Source organism: Nonomuraea sp. NPDC026600 (assembly GCF_040638335.1).
Taxonomy (GTDB): domain Bacteria; phylum Actinomycetota; class Actinomycetes; order Streptosporangiales; family Streptosporangiaceae; genus Nonomuraea.
Genome location: NZ_JBEZYD010000046.1, coordinates 45,838 through 63,314 on the forward strand (window position 1 = coordinate 45,838; position 17,477 = coordinate 63,314).

General features: G+C 70.3%; 13 protein-coding genes and 1 pseudogene. 7 read left to right on the forward strand and 7 right to left on the reverse strand.

Annotation, left to right across the window (positions count from 1 at the left end; genetic code table 11):
- Nucleotides 1-10 precede the first annotated feature (10 nt).
- The 3 genes from AB0F17_RS56785 to AB0F17_RS56795 all read right to left on the reverse strand — a co-directional run bounded on the left by AB0F17_RS56785 (nt 11) and on the right by AB0F17_RS56795 (nt 3,199).
- The gene (locus AB0F17_RS56785; RefSeq protein WP_358042641.1) at nt 11-1,048 is read right to left on the reverse strand and encodes a BMP family ABC transporter substrate-binding protein; all 1,038 of its coding nucleotides are present in this window, start codon (nt 1,046-1,048) and stop codon (nt 11-13) included.
- Nucleotides 1,045-1,965, reverse strand: coding sequence for a PfkB family carbohydrate kinase (locus AB0F17_RS56790; protein ID WP_358042644.1), 921 nt, complete (start codon nt 1,963-1,965; stop codon nt 1,045-1,047). Before AB0F17_RS56790 ends, AB0F17_RS56785 begins: the two co-directional genes overlap by 4 nt.
- Before the next feature lie 235 nt (nt 1,966-2,200).
- Nucleotides 2,201-3,199 (reverse strand): winged helix-turn-helix domain-containing protein, encoded by a 999-nt coding sequence (locus AB0F17_RS56795; protein WP_358042647.1) that lies wholly within the window; start codon nt 3,197-3,199, stop codon nt 2,201-2,203.
- A 59-nt stretch (nt 3,200-3,258) separates the two neighbouring features.
- Between AB0F17_RS56795 and AB0F17_RS56800 the strand changes: the two genes are divergently transcribed.
- Entirely contained in the window at nt 3,259-4,470 is a 1,212-nt protein-coding gene (locus tag AB0F17_RS56800) for an MFS transporter (protein ID WP_358042650.1), read from the forward strand.
- 562 nt (nt 4,471-5,032) lie between these two features.
- Here AB0F17_RS56800 and AB0F17_RS56805 read toward each other — a convergent pair.
- The 3 genes and pseudogenes from AB0F17_RS56805 to AB0F17_RS56815 form a co-directional block, all read right to left on the reverse strand.
- A complete protein-coding gene (locus tag AB0F17_RS56805) occupies nt 5,033-5,839 on the reverse strand; it encodes a DUF2637 domain-containing protein (protein ID WP_358042652.1) in 807 nt (268 codons plus the stop codon).
- A 175-nt stretch (nt 5,840-6,014) separates the two neighbouring features.
- A pseudogene (locus tag AB0F17_RS56810) lies at nt 6,015-6,206 on the reverse strand (tetratricopeptide repeat protein); the annotation flags it as partial.
- Between the two features lie 303 nt (nt 6,207-6,509).
- Nucleotides 6,510-6,911, reverse strand: coding sequence for a hypothetical protein (locus tag AB0F17_RS56815; RefSeq protein ID WP_358042655.1), 402 nt, complete (start codon nt 6,909-6,911; stop codon nt 6,510-6,512).
- Between the two features lie 42 nt (nt 6,912-6,953).
- Between AB0F17_RS56815 and AB0F17_RS56820 the strand changes: the two genes are divergently transcribed.
- The 5 genes from AB0F17_RS56820 (at nt 6,954) to AB0F17_RS56840 (ending at nt 10,836) form a co-directional block, all read left to right on the forward strand.
- Nucleotides 6,954-7,109, forward strand: a complete 156-nt coding sequence (locus tag AB0F17_RS56820) for a hypothetical protein (protein WP_358042658.1) — start codon at nt 6,954-6,956, stop codon at nt 7,107-7,109.
- Nucleotides 7,110-7,860: 751 nt separating this feature from the next.
- Nucleotides 7,861-8,895 carry a hypothetical protein gene (locus AB0F17_RS56825; RefSeq protein ID WP_358042660.1) on the forward strand — a complete coding sequence of 345 codons (1,035 nt, stop codon included), beginning with the start codon at nt 7,861-7,863 and terminating at the stop codon, nt 8,893-8,895.
- Nucleotides 8,896-9,227: 332 nt separating this feature from the next.
- Nucleotides 9,228-9,659 carry a hypothetical protein gene (locus AB0F17_RS56830; protein ID WP_358042663.1) on the forward strand — a complete coding sequence of 144 codons (432 nt, stop codon included), beginning with the start codon at nt 9,228-9,230 and terminating at the stop codon, nt 9,657-9,659.
- Nucleotides 9,660-9,682: 23 nt separating this feature from the next.
- On the forward strand, nt 9,683-9,886 hold the full coding sequence (locus tag AB0F17_RS56835) for a helix-turn-helix transcriptional regulator (RefSeq protein WP_358042806.1): 204 nt from the start codon (nt 9,683-9,685) through the stop codon (nt 9,884-9,886).
- Nucleotides 9,883-10,836, forward strand: coding sequence for an NAD(P)-dependent alcohol dehydrogenase (locus AB0F17_RS56840; protein ID WP_358042666.1), 954 nt, complete (start codon nt 9,883-9,885; stop codon nt 10,834-10,836). The genes AB0F17_RS56835 and AB0F17_RS56840 overlap by 4 nt, the downstream gene beginning before the upstream one ends.
- Before the next feature lie 516 nt (nt 10,837-11,352).
- Here AB0F17_RS56840 and AB0F17_RS56845 read toward each other — a convergent pair.
- Nucleotides 11,353-13,143 carry a tannase/feruloyl esterase family alpha/beta hydrolase gene (locus AB0F17_RS56845; protein WP_358042669.1) on the reverse strand — a complete coding sequence of 597 codons (1,791 nt, stop codon included), beginning with the start codon at nt 13,141-13,143 and terminating at the stop codon, nt 11,353-11,355.
- Nucleotides 13,144-13,527: 384 nt separating this feature from the next.
- Here AB0F17_RS56845 and AB0F17_RS56850 point away from each other — a divergent pair, with 384 nt between their 5' ends.
- The gene (locus AB0F17_RS56850; RefSeq protein ID WP_358042809.1) at nt 13,528-17,073 is read left to right on the forward strand and encodes a WD40 repeat domain-containing serine/threonine protein kinase; all 3,546 of its coding nucleotides are present in this window, start codon (nt 13,528-13,530) and stop codon (nt 17,071-17,073) included.
- The last annotated feature ends 404 nt before the right edge of the window (nt 17,074-17,477 follow it).

Here is a 17,477-nt window from a genome sequence, read left to right on the forward strand (position 1 = left end):
CTTTCGCGGGTCACGGCTTGATGGAGCCGTCGATGAGTCCGGCCCGGATCTTGTCCAACTTCGCGCCGAGGGCGGGGCGGGTCCGGTCCGCGAAGTCATGGAAGGGCGCGATGCCGACGCCGTTGTTCGCCAGGGTGCCGACGTAGCCGCCCGCGTCGGCCGCTTTCCCCGTCGCGCCGGCCACCTGGGCGACCGCCACGTCGACCCGCTTCAGCACTGATGTGAGGAACAGGTTCTGGTACTTGCGATCCGACTCGTACCCGTCGGTGTCGACGCCGATGAGCGCGGCGGACGTCCCGCGGTCGCGGATCGCCTCCGCCGCGGACTGGTAGATCGGGCCGCCGACCGGCATCAGGACGTCGGCGTCCTGGTCCAGCAGGCTCTGGGCGACCGTCTTGGCCTCGACGCCCGCCGCGTAGCCGCCCACGAACGTCCCCGTCTTCTTGGCGACGTTCCAGCCGACCACCGACACGTCGGCGCCCTTGTCCTTGTTGAAATAGTCGACGCCCCGGGCGAAGCCGTCCATGAACGCGGTGACGGGCGGGATCTGCGTGCCGCCGTACGTGCCGACCACGCCGGTGGTCGAGTGGCTCGCTGCGGCGTAGCCCGCCAGGAACGCCGCCGGAACGATGTCGAAGGTTATCGTCGTCACGTTCGGCAGGTCGATCGAACCGTCGTCGACGATCACGAACCGGATCTCCGGGTTCGCCTTGGCGGCGGACTTGATGGCGTCGACCAGGTTGAACCCGACACCGACGATGAGGCTGCAGTCGCCGCTGACCAGGCTCTCGACATTCGGGACGTAGTCGTCGGAGGTGCGCGAGATCGTCACGGTCGGCTTGGTCCCGCCTGCCCGGGTGAGCCCGGCGTAGGTCAGTTCGTTGAACGAGCCGTCGTCGATCCCGTTCGTGTCCGTGACCATGCAGAGCGACGGCTTCGCCCCGCCGGCACCGCCGCTCTCGGGCGGTGCGCCGCATCCGGCCAGTGTCGCGCTCGCCGCTGCCATGAGAAGGACCAGCAGGCCGGCCCGCACTTTGTTCGTGTTCATCGATTGCTTCCTTGTTCGTCTCCGATGCCTGATGCGCCCCATCGGCGCACGGCGCGAGCGCCGGCGGCGACGCCGTTCTCCGCGGCTTCGTCCAGAGAGAGGCCCTGGCTCAAGGCCGCGGCGACCGCTCCCACGAACGCGTCGCCCGCTCCCGACGTGTCCGCGACGACGTCGACCGGGGGTGCTGACACCCGGCGGATCTCGCCGTCGGGCGGGATGATCGCGGCGCCCTCGGCGCCGAGAGTGATGATGACGTCGATGCCCCAGCGCCGCGCGAGGTCCGCGGGTCGCGAGTCCGCACCGAGGTGGCGGCGTGCGAGGGCGGTCGCCTCGCCCTCGTTGACGATCAGCGGCGCGGCCGTACGAAGCGTCGCCTCGCCGACCTCGATGACCGGCGCCAGGTTCAGGACGAGCCGCAGGCCGTGCTCCCGTGCGAACGCGGCGACGGCGTCGACGACCGCGGGAGCCACTTCCCCCTGAACGACGAGCGTGGGTGCCGCCCTCGCCCCGCCGCGCATCTCGTCGAGGACGGCGGCGATGGCCAGGTCAGCCGTGAGTGCCGCGTTGGCGCCGGGGTCGACGACGATGGCGTTCTCGCCGTCGGCGCCGACCATGACCCAGGCCCGGCCGGTGGGGCGGGTCCGGTCACGCACCGGCCGGACCTCGACGGCCCGCGCCCGCAGCCAGTCGAGGGCCTGTCCGGCGGCACGGTCATCGCCCAGCGCGCAGACGATGGCAACCGATGCTCCGGCCTCCGCCGCGGCGACGGCCTGGTTGGCTCCCTTGCCCCCGAGCTGATGGTGATGCGTCGCGGCGAGGACGGTCTCGCCCGGGAGGGGCAGCATCGCGACGCGGATCGTGGTGTCGAGGTTCACGGATCCGACGACGACGACAGCCGGCTCGAAGGTCAACACCATGATGCATCCAATCGATTAGATGAGACGTTTCTAATCGATTAGCAGCACTTTGCGCAACCCCCCTCGCACTGTCCGGTACATCAGGCGAGTAGACCCCAGCATGCCGAGCGGGCCCGGCCCGGCGCGAAGGTATTCGAGCGCGTGGGGTTGGACGTGCCTCTGTGGCGCCCTGCCGCCACCGAGGTGTCAGCCTCGGGCGGCCAGGTGGGCCACCCGGTGGACCGCCCGGTGGCGCTCAGCTGTCCGCCAGGGCCGCGCCCAGCGGCGTGTGCTCGTAGCGGACGACCCGGCCGGCGCGGGTGCGGGTGACCAGGCCGGCATCGCGCAGCACCGCCAGATGGCTGCCGACGGAGCCCAGGCTCAGGCCGAGCTGGGCGACCAGCTGCGTCGTCGTTGCAGGCACGTCCAGCGCGCGCAGCACGTCCGCGCGGCGCGGGCCGACCAGCCGGCTCAGGGCCTCACCGCCCGGTGCACGCGCCACAGGGCCGAGCAGGTCCGCGATGCCCCGGGCGGGATAGACCAGAGCGTAGGGCCATGGCGGCTCGACGTAGCTGATCAGAGTGCCGAACACCGTCGGCATCAGCAGCAGGCCCTTGCCGGCCAGCCGGTGCCGGTCCCACTCGGTACGCGAGCCCGTACGCACCTCGATGGTCCCGGCCTGCCCCTCGGAGCGCCATCTCACCCGCGGGTCGAGATCGGACAGCGCTGCCGCCCAGCCGGACATCGCCAGGTACCCGGCGCGGCGGACCAGGTCACGCTCCAGCACCGCCCGCAGCCGCGGCCAGTCCGGCTCGACCAGCGCCTGCCAGCTCGCCTCGAGCGCATCGGCGAGCCGGGTGACCACGTCCGACGCGTCGAGGATGCGCTGCACGTGGCGTGGCGGCGTCCGCAGTCCCGCCAGGTTGCGGGCCAGTTCCAGGCGTGCGCGGCGCAGCGGCGTGGCGCGCACGACGGCCAGCTCGGCGGCGAAGTCGCCACCGGAGCCCGACGGCGGCGGATGGATGAAGTCGGCGTTGTAGCCGCCGCGGCGGAACAGCGCCGTCAGCGCCCCGACCGCGGGCACCTGCCGGCGCAGCTGCTCGTACCGGGGCGCGATGCGCTCGGCCCACGGCCGGAGCGGGCCGGCGGCCTGCACGCCGGCTGCGACGCGCAGCGCCTGCATCGCCTCGCCCAGCGGCGAGATCGCGTAGCGGGTACGCGCCACGTCGACGGGTCCCACCTCGATGGCCAGCATGTTTCGCCTCCACACGAAAGCATAGTCACCGTGGCCGGGCTGCCGTGATGCTGTCGGCCATGACCACCACGCCCGTCGCGTCACGCCCGGCCACCTACCGCGAGGTGTTCGCTGTGGGCCAGTTCCGCGTGCTGTTCGGCAGCTACACGCTCTTCCTGATCGGCGAGACGGTGCGGATGCTCGCACTGTCCGTGACCGTCTACGCGGCAACCGGGTCGCCGCTGATGTCGGCGCTGGCGTATGCGGCAGGCTTCCTGCCCTATGCCCTGGGCGGCACGCTACTGCTGGCCTTCGCCGACCGCTGGCCCCCGCGCACCGTGATGATCGGCTACGAGGTGCTGCGCGCCGCGGTCGGCGCCGTGCTCGCCGCCGGTCTACTGCCGGTACCGGCCATGCTGGCGCTCGTGTTCGTCACGGGTTTACCCAGCGCCGTCGCCTCAGCTTCGCGCACCGCCCTTCTGCCCGACCTGCTGGACGGTGACCGCTACGTGCTCGGCCGTGCCGTGTTCTCCATGGCGGCCGGCGGCACGCAGGTGCTCGGCTTCGCCGCCGGCGGCATGCTGATCGCCGCTGTCGGCGCGCCAGGCGCGCTCTGGATCACCGCCGCGACCTGCCTGGCCTCGGCAGTCCTGCTGCAACTGCGCCTGGCCGACCACCCACGCCGCCGCACCGGCGGTTCGGCCGGCATCAGCGAGACCTGGCAGGTGAACCGGGCGCTGCTGCGCCGGCCCGCGGTCCGGGCGCTGCTGCTGGCGCAATGGCTGGCACCGGCGCTGATGGTCGGCGCAGAGGGCGTGCTGGTCCCGTACGCCGCGCAGGCCGGCGCGCCTGACGCGGCCGGTCTGCTGTTCGCAGCGGTCGCCGCCGGGATGTTCGCCGGCAACCTGATCGTCGGCCGCCTGGTGCGCCCTGCGGGCCGGGAGCGGCTGGCCGGCCCCCTCGCGCTCGCGCTCGGATTGCCGCTGCTGGGGTTCGCGCTGCACCCCGCACCGGGATACGCCGCCATCCTGATGACGGTGTCCGGTTTCGGCGTCGCCTACCAGCTCGCACTGGCCCGCAGGTTTCTCGACGCGGTGCCCGAGACGCAGCGCGGTCAGGCGTTCGGCCTGCTGCTGACCGGAACGATGACGCTGCAGGGCCTGGCCGCCGCAGCCGGCGGCGCGCTGGGCGAAGTCGCAGCCCCCGGGCTGGTCGTCACACTGGCCGGCGCGGCCTCGGCCATCGCCGCCCTGCTGTCCTGGCGAACGCTGTCGCCCACACGGCGACCCTGACCGCGGTCCACGTACCGAATGCGCCGGCACGCCAAAGCATCCGCACAGGGCCGGCAGCCGGCTGGTGCTGTACGGGCACGCCCTGCCCCAGGCCAGACTGACCCGCTTGCTCACACTCCTCGGCTCATCTAGATCACCTGGCCCTGCTCCCTACAGGCGCACCAGAGGGCCCGGGAGACCTCGACGTCGCCGATCAGCAAACCCGAGTCCACGCAACGGATCGGCAGCAGCGTCGCCTTACGGCTCGCCGCGAGCCGGCTTCGGGCCTCGAGCCTCCGACCTACGGCCCAACGGCGCTTGATGGGAGGTGTCTGAGAAGCGGCCCCCACCCCGTCATGGGAACAGTGAGGCCAGCCGCTGCCCTGCTGGACGCCCGCGAGCTGCGCCCGGCCGAGGGTACCGCCTGGAGAAACGGCGAGTGGGTCCGGCGGGCGACGATGATCTATCTCACCCGTGGCCCTTCACAGTCGTCGCCGTTCGGCAGGATCAACGCGGAGAAGGGGAGCATCTGGCTCGCCGATGACGATCGAGGCCCCGCCCACGCTGAGCCCCGGTTCTGGCGCTATGCAGAACGGTCATGGCCGTTGAGGGCTTCGCGGCGGTATTTGCGCCCGGTGGACTCGTGCACCCCGAGCGCACGGGCGAGCGCGGTCCCGGTCATTTTCGGATCCTGAGCAAGCAGGGCCGCCACCTGGGCTCGCCGGTCGCCGTCCTCCCGGGTCTCGCCCGTCGGCGCGTCTTGGCCGGCCTGTGTGGTCTCCGGTCCGGGCTCGGCGGACGCTGACGGGCGCTCGCCGGTTTCCCGCGTCAGCTCGCCTTGGTCGACCTGCGGCGTGGCGTGCACCGCCGGTCCCGGCTGCGGCTCCCGCGGCGCTTGGTGTGAGGCGACGCTCGGGTCTGCGGGCTCGGCGAGCGCTCGCTCCGACTGCCCTGAGTCGTGCGCGCGATCGGCGAGCTCGCGACCCGAGCGGACCACCCACATGATCAACTCATAGGAGATCACCAAGGCGATCGCCGGCCACGCGGCCAGCGCCGCGGCCACGGGTCCCCGCTCGACCCCGTGCAAGATATTCGCTGCCAGCGTCGCGGCGACTCCCAGCGCCAGCGCCCAGCGGGCCAGTGCCGGCACAGCCAGGCGGTAGCGAGCACACCACAGCAGCACCATCGAGGAGGCGTAGATCATGCCGTCCACCGTCGCCGGGACCAGATGCGCCGACAACTCGTCCTCGGCGCCATACCTCTCGATCACCGCCACCGCATGCCAGTACGACACCCACGCAGCCACCGCTGCGACCGCCAGCACCACGGCCGTCATCGACGCACGAATCAGCCGATCCCCGCCCCGAGGCGCCTGCTTGACCGCATTCACTCCAGAAATGGTGCCATGTCCGATACCCCACTTTGTTCCCATTAGTAACTTCTGTCTCAGGCGGTCGATCCTCGATGCGGTCCAACGTCGGCCAGCAGATGGATGCTGGACAGCATCTGTGTGATGCCCGCCGAGCAAGGTCGGGGCGGCGAACTGCACCCGACAGGTCCAGGACTCGTTGCCAGGCGGCCCTGGCCGCGTCCCGGTCACCGGCCGCGCGGTGGCTGCCGCCAAGGTGGCGTAGAGTGCCGACCTCGTTGTACCGGTCGCCAACCTCCCGGTAGAGGGTCAGGGCGTGCCGGTAGTACACGATGGCCCGCTCGTACTCGCCCAGCCGCCAGGCGGTTCGGCGAGATGCGCCAAGCAAGCGGCAAGCAATGGACCGACAGCGGCGACGTGCACGACCAACGCGGGCTCAAGCATGTGAACGATCGCTGGCCAGCTGATCGGCCTAGCTCAGACCCAGCACGATGAAGATCACGCCCAGCGCGTCGCGTCATCCATGATCAGCGGTGATAGCCCGGAGAACACCACGCTTACGAGCTCGCCTGCACCGTTCGTGACTCAATGTGATGCAGTGAGACGTACCGTCACCACCGAAGCTACGACAGAGCCAACAGAAATGGGGGCGGCGGCAGGGAAGTCCAGTCCACTGCCGCCCGCCCTTGCCTCAGAAGCGCTTCGTGTAGCGGGTGCCCCGGTAGTAGATCTTCACGCCGTCAGGCTCGGAGGCACTGTGCCCGAAGGAGTACTTGCCAATGTTACGAGAGCTGGTCTTACCGGGGGCGACCGCCACATAGTCGAAGTCGGACTGCCGGTCGCGCACAATCGAGTACTTGGTCCTGCTGGCGCAGTTGTTGGCCACCCGGACCTGCCACTTGGGATCGGACCAACCGCTGTTGTTCAGCTTGGTGCGGGTGGCTTTCACACAGGAGGGCCAGGCGGCGGCCGCACGCTGGGCACTCGAACTCGCGACCGGGGTCAGGCCTGCGGCCGAGCCGGTGGCGGCCTGCGCGGTCAGTGGGGCGGCGAAGAAAGTGGTGCCCGCAACCAGGAGAGCAAGGACTCGCATCGGGTTCCTTCCGGAGTAGTGAGTTTCGCCGGGATGCGGCATATGCATGGTGGATACATCTCATCTGGGTCGTCCGGCCGGCGCAGGGCCACCGGCGACGGCCTAGGACTCGGCCTGTCGATCGTCGCCGCCACCGTCCAGGTCCACCACGGCGCCCCGACCGCCCACGCCCCCTTGGAGGCGGCCGTGACGACGTGAGCGCTGCTTTTGAGGAGATTGCGCGTGCCCCGGTCGTCATGCTGGCACGCGGCTTTACGCTCGGCCAAGGGACCTTTGTCCAGAGGTCGTCCAAAGTGGCGCTCGCCCCGTTGGACAAATGAAACCGCAGGTCAGAGCGCATCCACTTGGACATCGAGGAAACACCGCGCGCTTGTCCGGAACAGCACCTGGCCCTCGGCGTCCGTCCGCGGGCAACAACGACAACCACTTCTGGTCGCTCGCGGCCGTCTGGAGTCGCCCACCGCGAGGGGCGGGCACATGCGCCCAGCGCTCGCGAAAGGTCAGCCCGGCTTCGCGGCTCCCCGGGCGGGACGCCGATCCCGCCGTCGCCGACGCCGCCATCGCGCTGCCGCGTCCGGACGCGCTGGCCGCATCGCCCTCGGGGCCAGGATGCTGGCGGCAGGGGCGCAGCGCCCCGTACGTACGTGACCTGCGCCCGCGACATGGCGATCCGGCCGGCTCTGCGGGAGAAGTTCGTCGCAGACACCGACGCCGGCTTCCCGGGCAACCCGACCTCTGTTGTGGCGCTCGACGCCTCTCACTCGCCGTGCGGCCAGCTCAGCGGTCGTCACGGTGCTGTTGGCCCCCGTCCTTCCGTACTGGCCGAGCGCCTTGCCGACACCAAAAGTGGTAGCAAGATCTCGCTTGAGACGGCGTTTCGGTGGTGATCGGTTCACGAAAGCCAGGATTTGCGCCAGCATGATCGCATCGTTGAGGCAGGGGAGGGTGCTTGGTCGTTTTCGCCTGTACGGGGTGCGGCGCTGTATTGACTGCCCGGGTATCGCAGGTCGCGCTTCCCGACCATGCTGGCCAGAAGTACGGACATGACCTGCTGCCTGCGCTTCTGGAGCCCGGGACCTACGCGGTGGACCCAGGAGACGGACATCCGTGGCAGCCTTGGGAGGTTGAGGCGGAAGGCCCTGGCGTGTTCCGGCAGATGTACACCCTGTCGGGGGCCCCGGGAAGGATCGGGGTCGCGCCGGGCGATGTCCGCAGGACCATGTTCATTCCGGAGCGGTACGGCGGCTGCTGCTGTGGCTGGGACGGCCGGTACGGCCCCAACCTGGCGTGCGCCGCGTGCGAGTGTCCGGTGGCGACCCGCGTTGACGACTGCGGGTTCTGGCAGGTGGTGTGGCTTGACCCGGGCGCCGTGCGTCCGGTCGCCGTCGATGGCCCCGCTTGTCGGGTGGTCGGCTGGGAGGCGCTGCGGGAGGTCCATCCGGGCATACCGCTCATTGAACAGCCAGGATGGTGGAGCCTGGAGTGGATGGCCGCGATCGCGGTGGCGCTGGCTCACTTGCTGGCGGTGTCGGGCGGCAAGCGCGTGATCGTCCCTGAGGGGCTTGCCGCCGAGGCGCTTCGCTGGGCGCTCGATACCTTGCTCCCTCCAGGACCGCCCGAGCGGCGCCTTGTCTTGACCGGGCCCGGCCTGGCCGCCGAGATCACCGACATCGCCATGGTGCCGCGACATCCGCAGACCGGCGAAGTATGGCCGTGCAGCGGAGAAGCGGTAGTCCCGCTGGCCGCCGACGTATGGACCTACATGGCCTTCAACGACGATCGGCAGCTCGCGCACGCGGCAGCCCGGATGCCCGCAGATGTGCGCCGCGATGATTCGCCGCCGCTGCTGCCGAACAGTCCTTTCCGGCCTGATTGGGAGGTGTTCCTCAGGACGTTGGAGCGGCTGCCGCTGGTTAGTCAGCCATGGTTACGTGAGATCTACGATCGTGTGAAAGACCGCCGGTACACCGGCTCGTTCTTGTAGCAGCCCACCGACCGCCACGGACTGACCCCGCTGTTCTGGCAGCACATCCAGCCCTACGGCGAGGTGCGGCCTGACGTGGCCAAGCGTCTTCCACCGGGCGGCGGCGAGGGTGCCGCCCAGCGGCGCGAGCCGGAGTAGCCCAGATTCTGCGGGCTCTTCCGATGAGGGCGGGCCGGTGCGACCTGCGCCGTCCAGCCGAGTGTGGACGTTTTGTAGCAACACCGCGCCGGGCGCCATGGCGTCGCCGACCATGCGTGTAAATAAACTTTGACATGGTGTCCGAGGCGCTTTACATTGGTTGATGTCAGCTTTGTTTTACGTGAGGAGCGGGCATGGCCTTCGAGGAAAAGCGCGCCTGGTTAATGATCTTGGTCTCCGTCGGCGCGTACACGATCTACGTGGCGACCGTCCTGGGCCGGGCCGGCGACGGCCCGCTCACCGACGTCGCCTACGCGGGAACTCTGCTGTGGACCATCGGTGGCGCCATCGTCGCCGCGATCGTGGCCAACATCGCGATGGCCATCGCGGGCGGCCACGGCAGCGACCGCACTGATGAGCGCGACCGTGAGATCAACCAGGTCAGTGAGCGCATCGGGCAGTCGATCGTCATCATCGGCGCGCTCGCCGCACTGGTCATGGCCATCGCCGAGCTGCGCCACTTCTGGATCGCCAACGCCGTCTACCTGGCGTTCGTGCTGTCCTCGGTGCTCAGCTCGTTTGCCAAGATCATGGCGTACCGCAAGGGCGGCTTCCAGACGTGGTGAAGCCGACGCAGGTCACCAACACGATCCGGGCCCTGCGGTTCGCGCACGACGAGATGACCCAGGCCGAGCTGGCCGACCGGGTCGGCGTCACTCGCCAGACCATCATCGCGATCGAACAGGGTCGCTACTCCCCCTCGCTGGAGATGGCATTCCGCATCGCCCGGGTGTTCCGATCCGGACTCAACGACGTCTTCCAGTACCCCGACACCGAAGGAGACCCCTCATGAGGGCGATCGTCCAGGACGAGTACGGCCCGCCGCACGTGCTGAGCCTCGGTGAGGTTCCGATCCCGACGCCCGGCGCCGACGATGTGCTGATCCGGGTGCACGCGGCCGGCATCGACTACGGCGTGTGGCACATCATGACCGGGCTGCCGCTCATCGGCCGCCTCGGCTTCGGCCTGCGTCGGCCCCGCAACCGCGTGCCGGGCATGGACGCGGCCGGCGTCGTGGAGTCCGTCGGCGCCAACGTGACCGCGTTTCGCCCCGGCGACGAGGTGTACGGCGCGGCGACCGGCGCGTACGCGCAGTTCGCGCTCGCCCGCCCGGGCAAGCTCGCCCGCAAGCCCGCCAACCTGAGCTTCACCGAAGCGGCGGCCGTACCCGTGTCAGGGGTGACCGCGTTACGGGCCGTCGGCCAGGTCATCGCTGGCGAGAAGGTGCTGGTCATCGGTGCCGGCGGCGGCGTGGGCAGCTTTGCGACGCAACTCGCGGTCGCCGGCGGCGCCCACGTCACCGCCGTGTGCAGCAAAGCCAAGGCCGACCTCGTCCGGTCGCTGGGCGCCCAGGCCGTCATCGACTACACGCGCGAGCCACTCACCGGGAAGTACGATCTGATCATCGACATCGCGGGCATCCGGCCGCTGGCCCTGCTGCGCGGGCTGCTCACCAAGCGCGGCCGGCTCGTCATCGTCGGCGGTGAGGGCGGCGGTCGGTGGTTCGGCGGGCTCAGCCGGCTGCTGGTCGCCCGGCTGATCACCCCGTTCACGCGCCAGCGCCTGGACTCGCTGATCGCGCTGACCCGCACCGCCGACCTGGACGCGCTGCGCGACCTCATCGAGGCCGGGGCCGTTCGACCGGCCGTCGGGCGCACGTACTCCCTGGCGGAGGCCTCCACCGCGGTGGGTGACCTGGCGGCGGGCAACGCGCTCGGAAAGCTCGTCATCACGGTTGATTGACCCTGGGGCGCCGGGATCAATATCCTGCGGCGAGTCTTGGCAAAGAGGTGCATCCGATGACGGTCGACAGCGCCCCGAGGTGACGTCCGATAGTTGGTCGCGAGGGCGCCGGGAACACACCGGTTGGTACATGTGCGACTCGGCCAACAGCGCCTTCTCGACGACCGTCATCTCCGTGCTCCTGGGGCCGTACCCCTCGCCTCCACCCGCCGCTTCCGCCATCTGCTGGCCGACCGCTCGAAGAGGTCATCCCCACCGCGACCATTGCCGGTCGTTAGTGAGACGGTTGGCGACTGGACGAACCGTCGAGGCGTTCCTGGGAGAGCGCCGCCCGGGACGAAGAGGTCCTGGCCCTCGACGTCGACGAGCTCGACCTGCGCAACCGCCGCCAGTCTGGCGCCCTCGGTCGTGAGGGCGCTGCTTTGCTGTAGTGCGGCACGATGGAACGCGAGCGGGGCGGTGATGGGACCAAGTGGCCCTGGCCGCAGTTCTGGAGTAGGACGCCAAGCCGCCCAGCTAGCTCGGCCGTTGCGCCAGGGTGCAGGACCAGCGGCCGTCGTGCCAGCCGCAGGTCTGCTCGTAGCCGGAGCGGAACGACCCGAGCCAGGGGATGTCGTCCTCGTAGCGCGTGGGCGGCGGTGTCGGTGCGAAGTTCGCCGCGTCGTCAATGCTGCCGCTCCCGTCGTAGCGTGCGACGGTCGGATAGGGGTAGACCGGCCGGGTCCGTACGACGGTGTCGTCCTGGCGCTTCGTGGCGATGAGCCGATCGGGTGCGACGCCGTTCTCGACCCAGGCGACGGTGGGGGTGAGCGCGTCGATCGCGTCCGGTCCCTGACCGTCACCGCAGTGGGCGACGCCGGGCAGCATGAACAGGCGGGCGAACTGCTGCGTGGCGTCCGTCCCGCCCATGCGCTCGGTGAGGGCGTGGTAGTAGGCGATCGTCCCGTACGGCGAGATTGCCTGGTCTGCCCAGCCGTGCCAGAGGAGGAGCTTCCCGCCCGCAGCGCGGAAGGGCGTCAGGTCGGGGTTGCTCGCGTCGTAGATGCCGGCCTGCCGGTAGATTTCGCGGAACGTCGCCGAGTCGTAGTGCAGGTCGTGCAGTGTCGCCGACGGCCGGGCGGACGGGTAGGCGAGGTACTTCAGCGCGTTCGTCGCGTTGCCCTCGGCCACGGCCGGGGCGCCGGTGGCGGTCGGGGTGACCCAGCGGGCCCAGTTCGCTTCCGAGCCCACGGGCTCGCCCCCCGGGTACATCCGCCGGCCCCGCTCGTCGCGTGGCCCGTCGTACAGCTTGCGTACGGCATCGCTCTGCGCGTCGGTGAGGCAGTCCGCGCTGTCGGTTCCTGTCGCGCAGCGCAGGCTCCGCGGATCGAACGCGCAGGCACGCGGGTCGTCGATCTGGCCGTCGGCCAGGCCGTCTCGTGCGTCGCACTCGCGCATGACGGCGGCGTGCAGCGCGGGAAGCTTGGCAGCGGTCAGGATGGGCCGGCCCTGCGCGTCGGTGTTGGCCGTGGCGTGCCAGCCCGCGGACCACACGATGAGCGAGGTGAGCAACGACGCCGGGGCGCCGGCGACGATGCCGTCGAAGTCACGCGGGTAGCGCTGCGCCTCGGTCATCCCCTCGTGGCCGCCCTGCGAGCAGCCGTCGAAGTAGGAGTAGCGCGGTCCTTGTCCGTAGTAGAGCGCGATGAGCCGCTTGGCGACAAGCGCGACGACGTGGTCGGACCGGTAGCCGAAGTCGACCCGGAGTTGCGGATCGGCACCGAACGTGCCGTCGAAGCCGGAGACGCCGACGTGCCCCCCGTTGCCGGTGGCTATGACGAAGTCGCCGCGGGTCAGCGGCACGCACCCGTCCGTCGCGTCGGCGTAGATGTCGACGCTCCCGCAGAACGCCCCGCACCCGGTCTGCAGATACCGCTGCCGCCACGTCGTGGTGGGGAGGAGCACGTCGAACTGGATCTGCGGCGCCGCGGTTCCCTTGACTTCGCAGGCCGCCCAGCCGACCGGCGAGATCGTCGCGGTCGCGGACCCGATGACCGCCGGAGCGCCGGGCGTCCCCGACAGGTCCTGCCCGGCGAGGGCCGCGCAGTCGATCCTCGGCAGAACCACGGGAGGGCCGGAGGACGAACCGCGCGCCTCGGCGGGCACCCCGGCCACGGCCGCATGGGACGCGGCCTGGCCACCGCCGGCCATCACGAGGACGGCGAGGACGGCGAGCACAACCGGTAGCGCCCGGACTCCAGCGGCGCGGGCGGCGCGGCCCGGCGTCCGGCCCCGTACACAAGCGAGCAGTTCTTGCGTCATCGCCATGCTTGATCATGACGGAAGGCGGGGATCGGCGCAAAGGCTTTTGGGCCCGCTCCAGGTCGAGGTCGGTCGACCCGCATCATCCGCGCGCGGTTGATCAGGCCAAAGAGATAACCGAGCCAGCCACAGTCACCGCTCGGAAACGATCACGAACCGCAATCGTGATCTCTTACTCTTACTCCGCTACCTGGCGGCTGGGGACACGTTCGGTTGCGACATGAGGTCGCACGTTTTGAGTGGTCACGAGAAAGGAGGCCCGGCGATGTCGGGACCGTGATCCAGGTCAGTTGGCCGTCATCAGGGTGACCTTCCGAGACGGTGGTGCAGGACAGTGATCAGCGAATTCGCAACTTGTGGCAGCTCAGGAGCATCTAAACCGCCGTGATTATGTTGACCGAGGCGGATCCTCAGAGGCTGGGCGGATACTGGCTGGCCGGGCGGCTGGGGGTCGGCGGTCAGGGGATCGTCTATGAGGCGTACGCGGAGGACGGCAGACGAGTCGCGATCAAGGTCCTGCACGGGGACCAGGCCGCTCAGCTCGCCAGGGAGGTAACAGCGGCGCAGCGGGTCGCGGCGTTCTGCACCGCGACCGTCATCGAGGCCCGGCTGGACGGGCCGCGGCCGTACATCGTCACCGAATACGTCGAGGGGCCGAACCTGCGCGAGGCGGTCACGCAAGGACGCCGCTTCACCGGCGCCGACCTGCACCGCCTGGCCACGGCCGCGGCCACCGCGCTGACCGCGATCCACGACGCGGAAGTGATCCATCGCGACCTCAAGCCCGACAACGTTCTGCTCGGCCCCGACGGCCCGCGCGTCATCGACTTCGGCATCGCCCGTACCAATGAGATGTCGCTGACCGCCACCGGCCTGGTCAAGGGCACCCCCGGCTACATGGCCCCCGAGGTCTTCGGCGGGGGGCGGGCCGAGATGCCCGCCGACGTGTTCGCCTGGGGCTGCATCATCCTCTACGCGGCCACCGGCGCCGACCCGTTCGCGGCGGACAACCTCGGTGGCGTCATGCACCGCGTCCTGTCCTCCCATCCCGATCTGGGAGTGCTCCCAGAGTCCCTGCGTGCCCTGGTCGGCGCGGCTCTCGCCAAGGACCCGCTGTCCAGGCCCACGGCCAGGCAACTCCTGCTCGCGCTGGTCAGCGCCGACCCCCGGCTCGACACCGCGCAACTGCTGGCCCAGGGCGGCCGGGCGGCGGCCGGTGGCCTCGTCACGATCGACGACCCGGCGCTGGGAGCTCAGGCGGAGCAGGCCTACGATCTGTTGTCGCCCGACGAGCGCGAGCTCGCCCCCGAGGTCTTCCTCCGCCTGGTGACGGTCGGCGAGCAGAACACGCTGTCGGCCCGCCGCGCCGCGCTGCAGGAGCTGCTGGAAGGCCGGCTCTCGCCCGAGGCCGCCGCCGTGAACAGGATCCTGCAGGTGTTCGGGTACCTGGTGTCCGGCGACGCCGATGAGGTGTGGCTGTCGCGTCCGGCCCTGCCGCACGCCTGGCCGCGCTATCGCCGCTGGATCGACGCCAACCGCGACGGCCTGGCCGTCCACTGCGAGATCCTCGCCGCCGTACGCCGCTGGGAAGGCTCAGGACGCCGCAACGGCGACCTGTTCCAGGGCAGCAGCCTGGAGAACGCGTTGCAGTGGGCGGCCACCGCACGCAGGAACATCACCCTGTCGCCCAGCGAGCGCGACTTCCTGGAGGCGAGCGCGGCCCTGACCCGCCGGCGTTCCCGGCGCACCCGCCTGCTCCTCGTCAGCCTCGCCGGCCTGCTGGTGGTCGCGGTCGTCGCGGGCGGCCTGGCGGTCCGGCAGACGCGGCTCGTGTCGGACCAGCGCGATCACGCCGAGGGGGGACGTCTGGCGCAGTTCGCCGACGCCCTGCGACGCACCGATCCCCGAGTGGCGATGCAGCTCAGCGTCGCGGCCTGGCGACTGGCCCCGACTCCGCAGTCCAGGGCGGCGCTGACCGCGTCGGTGGCGCAGCGCGAGATCGGCATGTTCAAGGATCCGGCGCTCGGCGCCGGCACCGCACGGGCGCTGAGCCGTGACGGCAGGACCCTGGTCAGCGCCGGCGACGACGCCATCAGACTCTGGGATATACGCACGGGCAAGCGCGCCGGCGGGATCGCCGCGCTCGGGCTGAGGGGTGTGCCGATCGATCGGGTCGCGCTCTCGCCGACGGGCCGCGACGCACTGGTCGTCACCTCTAAGGAGCTGACCGTGTGGCGGCTGAGCACCGGCAAGCGGGTGGCGGCATGGAAGGCCGGCGAGGTGTCACTCGACGCGGCGTACGGGACGGTGGACCGCTACCTGATCGTCACCGACGGCGAGAAGAACGAGTACGTGTGGGATCTCGAACGCGGCACCCGCCGCAAGTTCGGCTACATCAGCTACGCCGGCGCGATGACACCCTCCGGCGAGGCGCTCTACAGCTACGACATGACGACGCGGCGCCTCGAACGGCGGAGCCTGCCGGAACTGACCGTGGACAGCGGCCGCCCGCTGTCCGGCATGTGCGACTGCGCCCCCGCCCTGCGGGTCACACCGGACGGAACCACGGTGCTGCTGCACGCCAAGGACGGGCTGCGCCGCTTGCCTGCCACGAACACCGGATCGCTGTCCGAGCCACTGTCCGAACCGCTGGCCACTGACACGGCGAGGTGGAACCGCGGCCAGTTGACGTTCAGCGCGGACGGCAGGCTGCTCGCCTCGGTCACCAACGACCAGATCCAGGTGTGGCGGGCCTTCGACGAACTCCTCATCACGCTGTCGCTGCCCTTCACGATGGACCAAGGCCCGCATGTCCAGGTCGCCTTCGACGGCGACACGACGATGCGCTACCTGAACGAGGACCGGGTCGTCACCGTGGACCTGAGCGATCTGGCGGTGCGGGCGCGCAAGGCAGCGCCATGGTCCGCACCCGTGCTCGGCCCGGGAGGCCGCCTCGTCATGGCCGTCACCGCGGACTCTTTGAACCTGTACCTGGGCGATCCCCGTGCCCGTCCGACGCCCCTGCTGAAGGTGTCCGATCCGGAAGCGGTGCTGACCACGGCGTTCGGCGCCGACGGCCGCCTGGCAGGGGCGGGAACCAACCGGCGGATCGCGATCTTCGAGGCCGCCACCCGGCGCAAGCTGACCGAATGGCATCCGGCAATCGACGGGCGGCGGCAGCGGACCACCCTGCTCGCCTTCAGCCCGGATGGCACCAAGATGATCACGGCGCTGTCGGGCGAGAACGACGACGCGGCCACCACGCTGGCCCTGTGGGAGTGGAAGAGCCACCGGCTGCTCTGGTCGGCCACCGTCAGGGCCTCCAGCGCGCGGTTCTCCCCCGACGGCAGGACGGTGGCGGTGACCGCACCGCCGCCGTCGTCCCCATCGCCGGCGCTGGCGGCCAGCAGTGAGGAGCTGAGCCTGCTCGACGCCGCCTCCGGCAAGCCGCTCAGTACGGCGTTCGGCAGCAACGGCCGGCAGAGCGGCGTCATCGGAGCCCAGTTCACCCGGGACGGCCGCGCCATCGCGGTGATGGACCAAAGCGGGCGCATCACGAGCTACGACGTCGCCACGCGCGGCCGACTCGGCCAGGAGGCCAGAGGCATGCTCGATGGACGGGTCGGGGACAGATCCCCGCGCGAAGACGTCGTGGCGTTGAGCACCGAGTCCGGCAGGATCCAGCTGTTCGATCTGACCGCCGGAGCCGGACTGGGCACGGTACGGGACGGGGACCTGCGGGGCGTCGCCGCCCTGGCCTTCTCCGCCGACGGGTCGAGCGTGATGAGCGTCGACTCCACGGGACACCTGCACGAACGCCCGGTCACACCGGGGGCGATGACCTCCGCGATCTGCGCCAGGGCGGGACGGCCGCTGAGCGCCACCGAATGGGAGCGATACGTGACGGGAGTCCCGTACCGGCATGTATGTCCTTGAGTGTCGAGCCGGTGCCCTGTTCGACGGCGGCCAGACCGGGGCCGGGGTCTCAACCCTTCGTAGCCCCCGCTCGGGTCCGTGCCGTCATGATCAGGTGCATGTCCTTACCTGGGAGGCTGCTGTGTGAGAGCCGCGGTCATCGGGTTCTATCGTCCACCCAACCGCAGGTCGGCGTCCCCAGAGGGTCCGATTCACGGGTCCGGCGCCGGATGTGCTGGCAATTCCTCAGGCCGTGATCCTGCCAAGGACGCGGCCAGGCTGCTTTCTGACCCACAGTTCATCTTTCAGGGAGCAGCCATGACCCCTCAATCTGCGTTCCCCGCGCAGTTCGTCCGCACCAGGCGGTTCACCCACGGCCTTCCCGGCCTTTCACCGTCTCCCGCCAATGGCGGGGCGGTTTATTT

Excerpts from the sequence above, each read along its gene's own strand:
- AB0F17_RS56785 (WP_358042641.1), bottom strand. The coding sequence starts at position 1,048 with ATGAACACGAACAAAGTGCGGGCCGGCCTGCTGGTCCTTCTCATGGCA.
- AB0F17_RS56790 (WP_358042644.1), bottom strand. The coding sequence starts at position 1,965 with ATGGTGTTGACCTTCGAGCCGGCTGTCGTCGTCGTCGGATCCGTGAAC.
- AB0F17_RS56795 (WP_358042647.1), bottom strand. The coding sequence starts at position 3,199 with ATGCTGGCCATCGAGGTGGGACCCGTCGACGTGGCGCGTACCCGCTAC.
- AB0F17_RS56800 (WP_358042650.1), top strand. The coding sequence starts at position 3,259 with ATGACCACCACGCCCGTCGCGTCACGCCCGGCCACCTACCGCGAGGTG.
- AB0F17_RS56815 (WP_358042655.1), bottom strand. The coding sequence starts at position 6,911 with ATGCGAGTCCTTGCTCTCCTGGTTGCGGGCACCACTTTCTTCGCCGCC.
- AB0F17_RS56820 (WP_358042658.1), top strand. The coding sequence starts at position 6,954 with ATGCATGGTGGATACATCTCATCTGGGTCGTCCGGCCGGCGCAGGGCC.
- AB0F17_RS56830 (WP_358042663.1), top strand. The coding sequence starts at position 9,228 with ATGGCCTTCGAGGAAAAGCGCGCCTGGTTAATGATCTTGGTCTCCGTC.
- AB0F17_RS56840 (WP_358042666.1), top strand. The coding sequence starts at position 9,883 with ATGAGGGCGATCGTCCAGGACGAGTACGGCCCGCCGCACGTGCTGAGC.
- AB0F17_RS56845 (WP_358042669.1), bottom strand. The coding sequence starts at position 13,143 with ATGGCGATGACGCAAGAACTGCTCGCTTGTGTACGGGGCCGGACGCCG.
- AB0F17_RS56850 (WP_358042809.1), top strand. The coding sequence starts at position 13,528 with ATGTTGACCGAGGCGGATCCTCAGAGGCTGGGCGGATACTGGCTGGCC.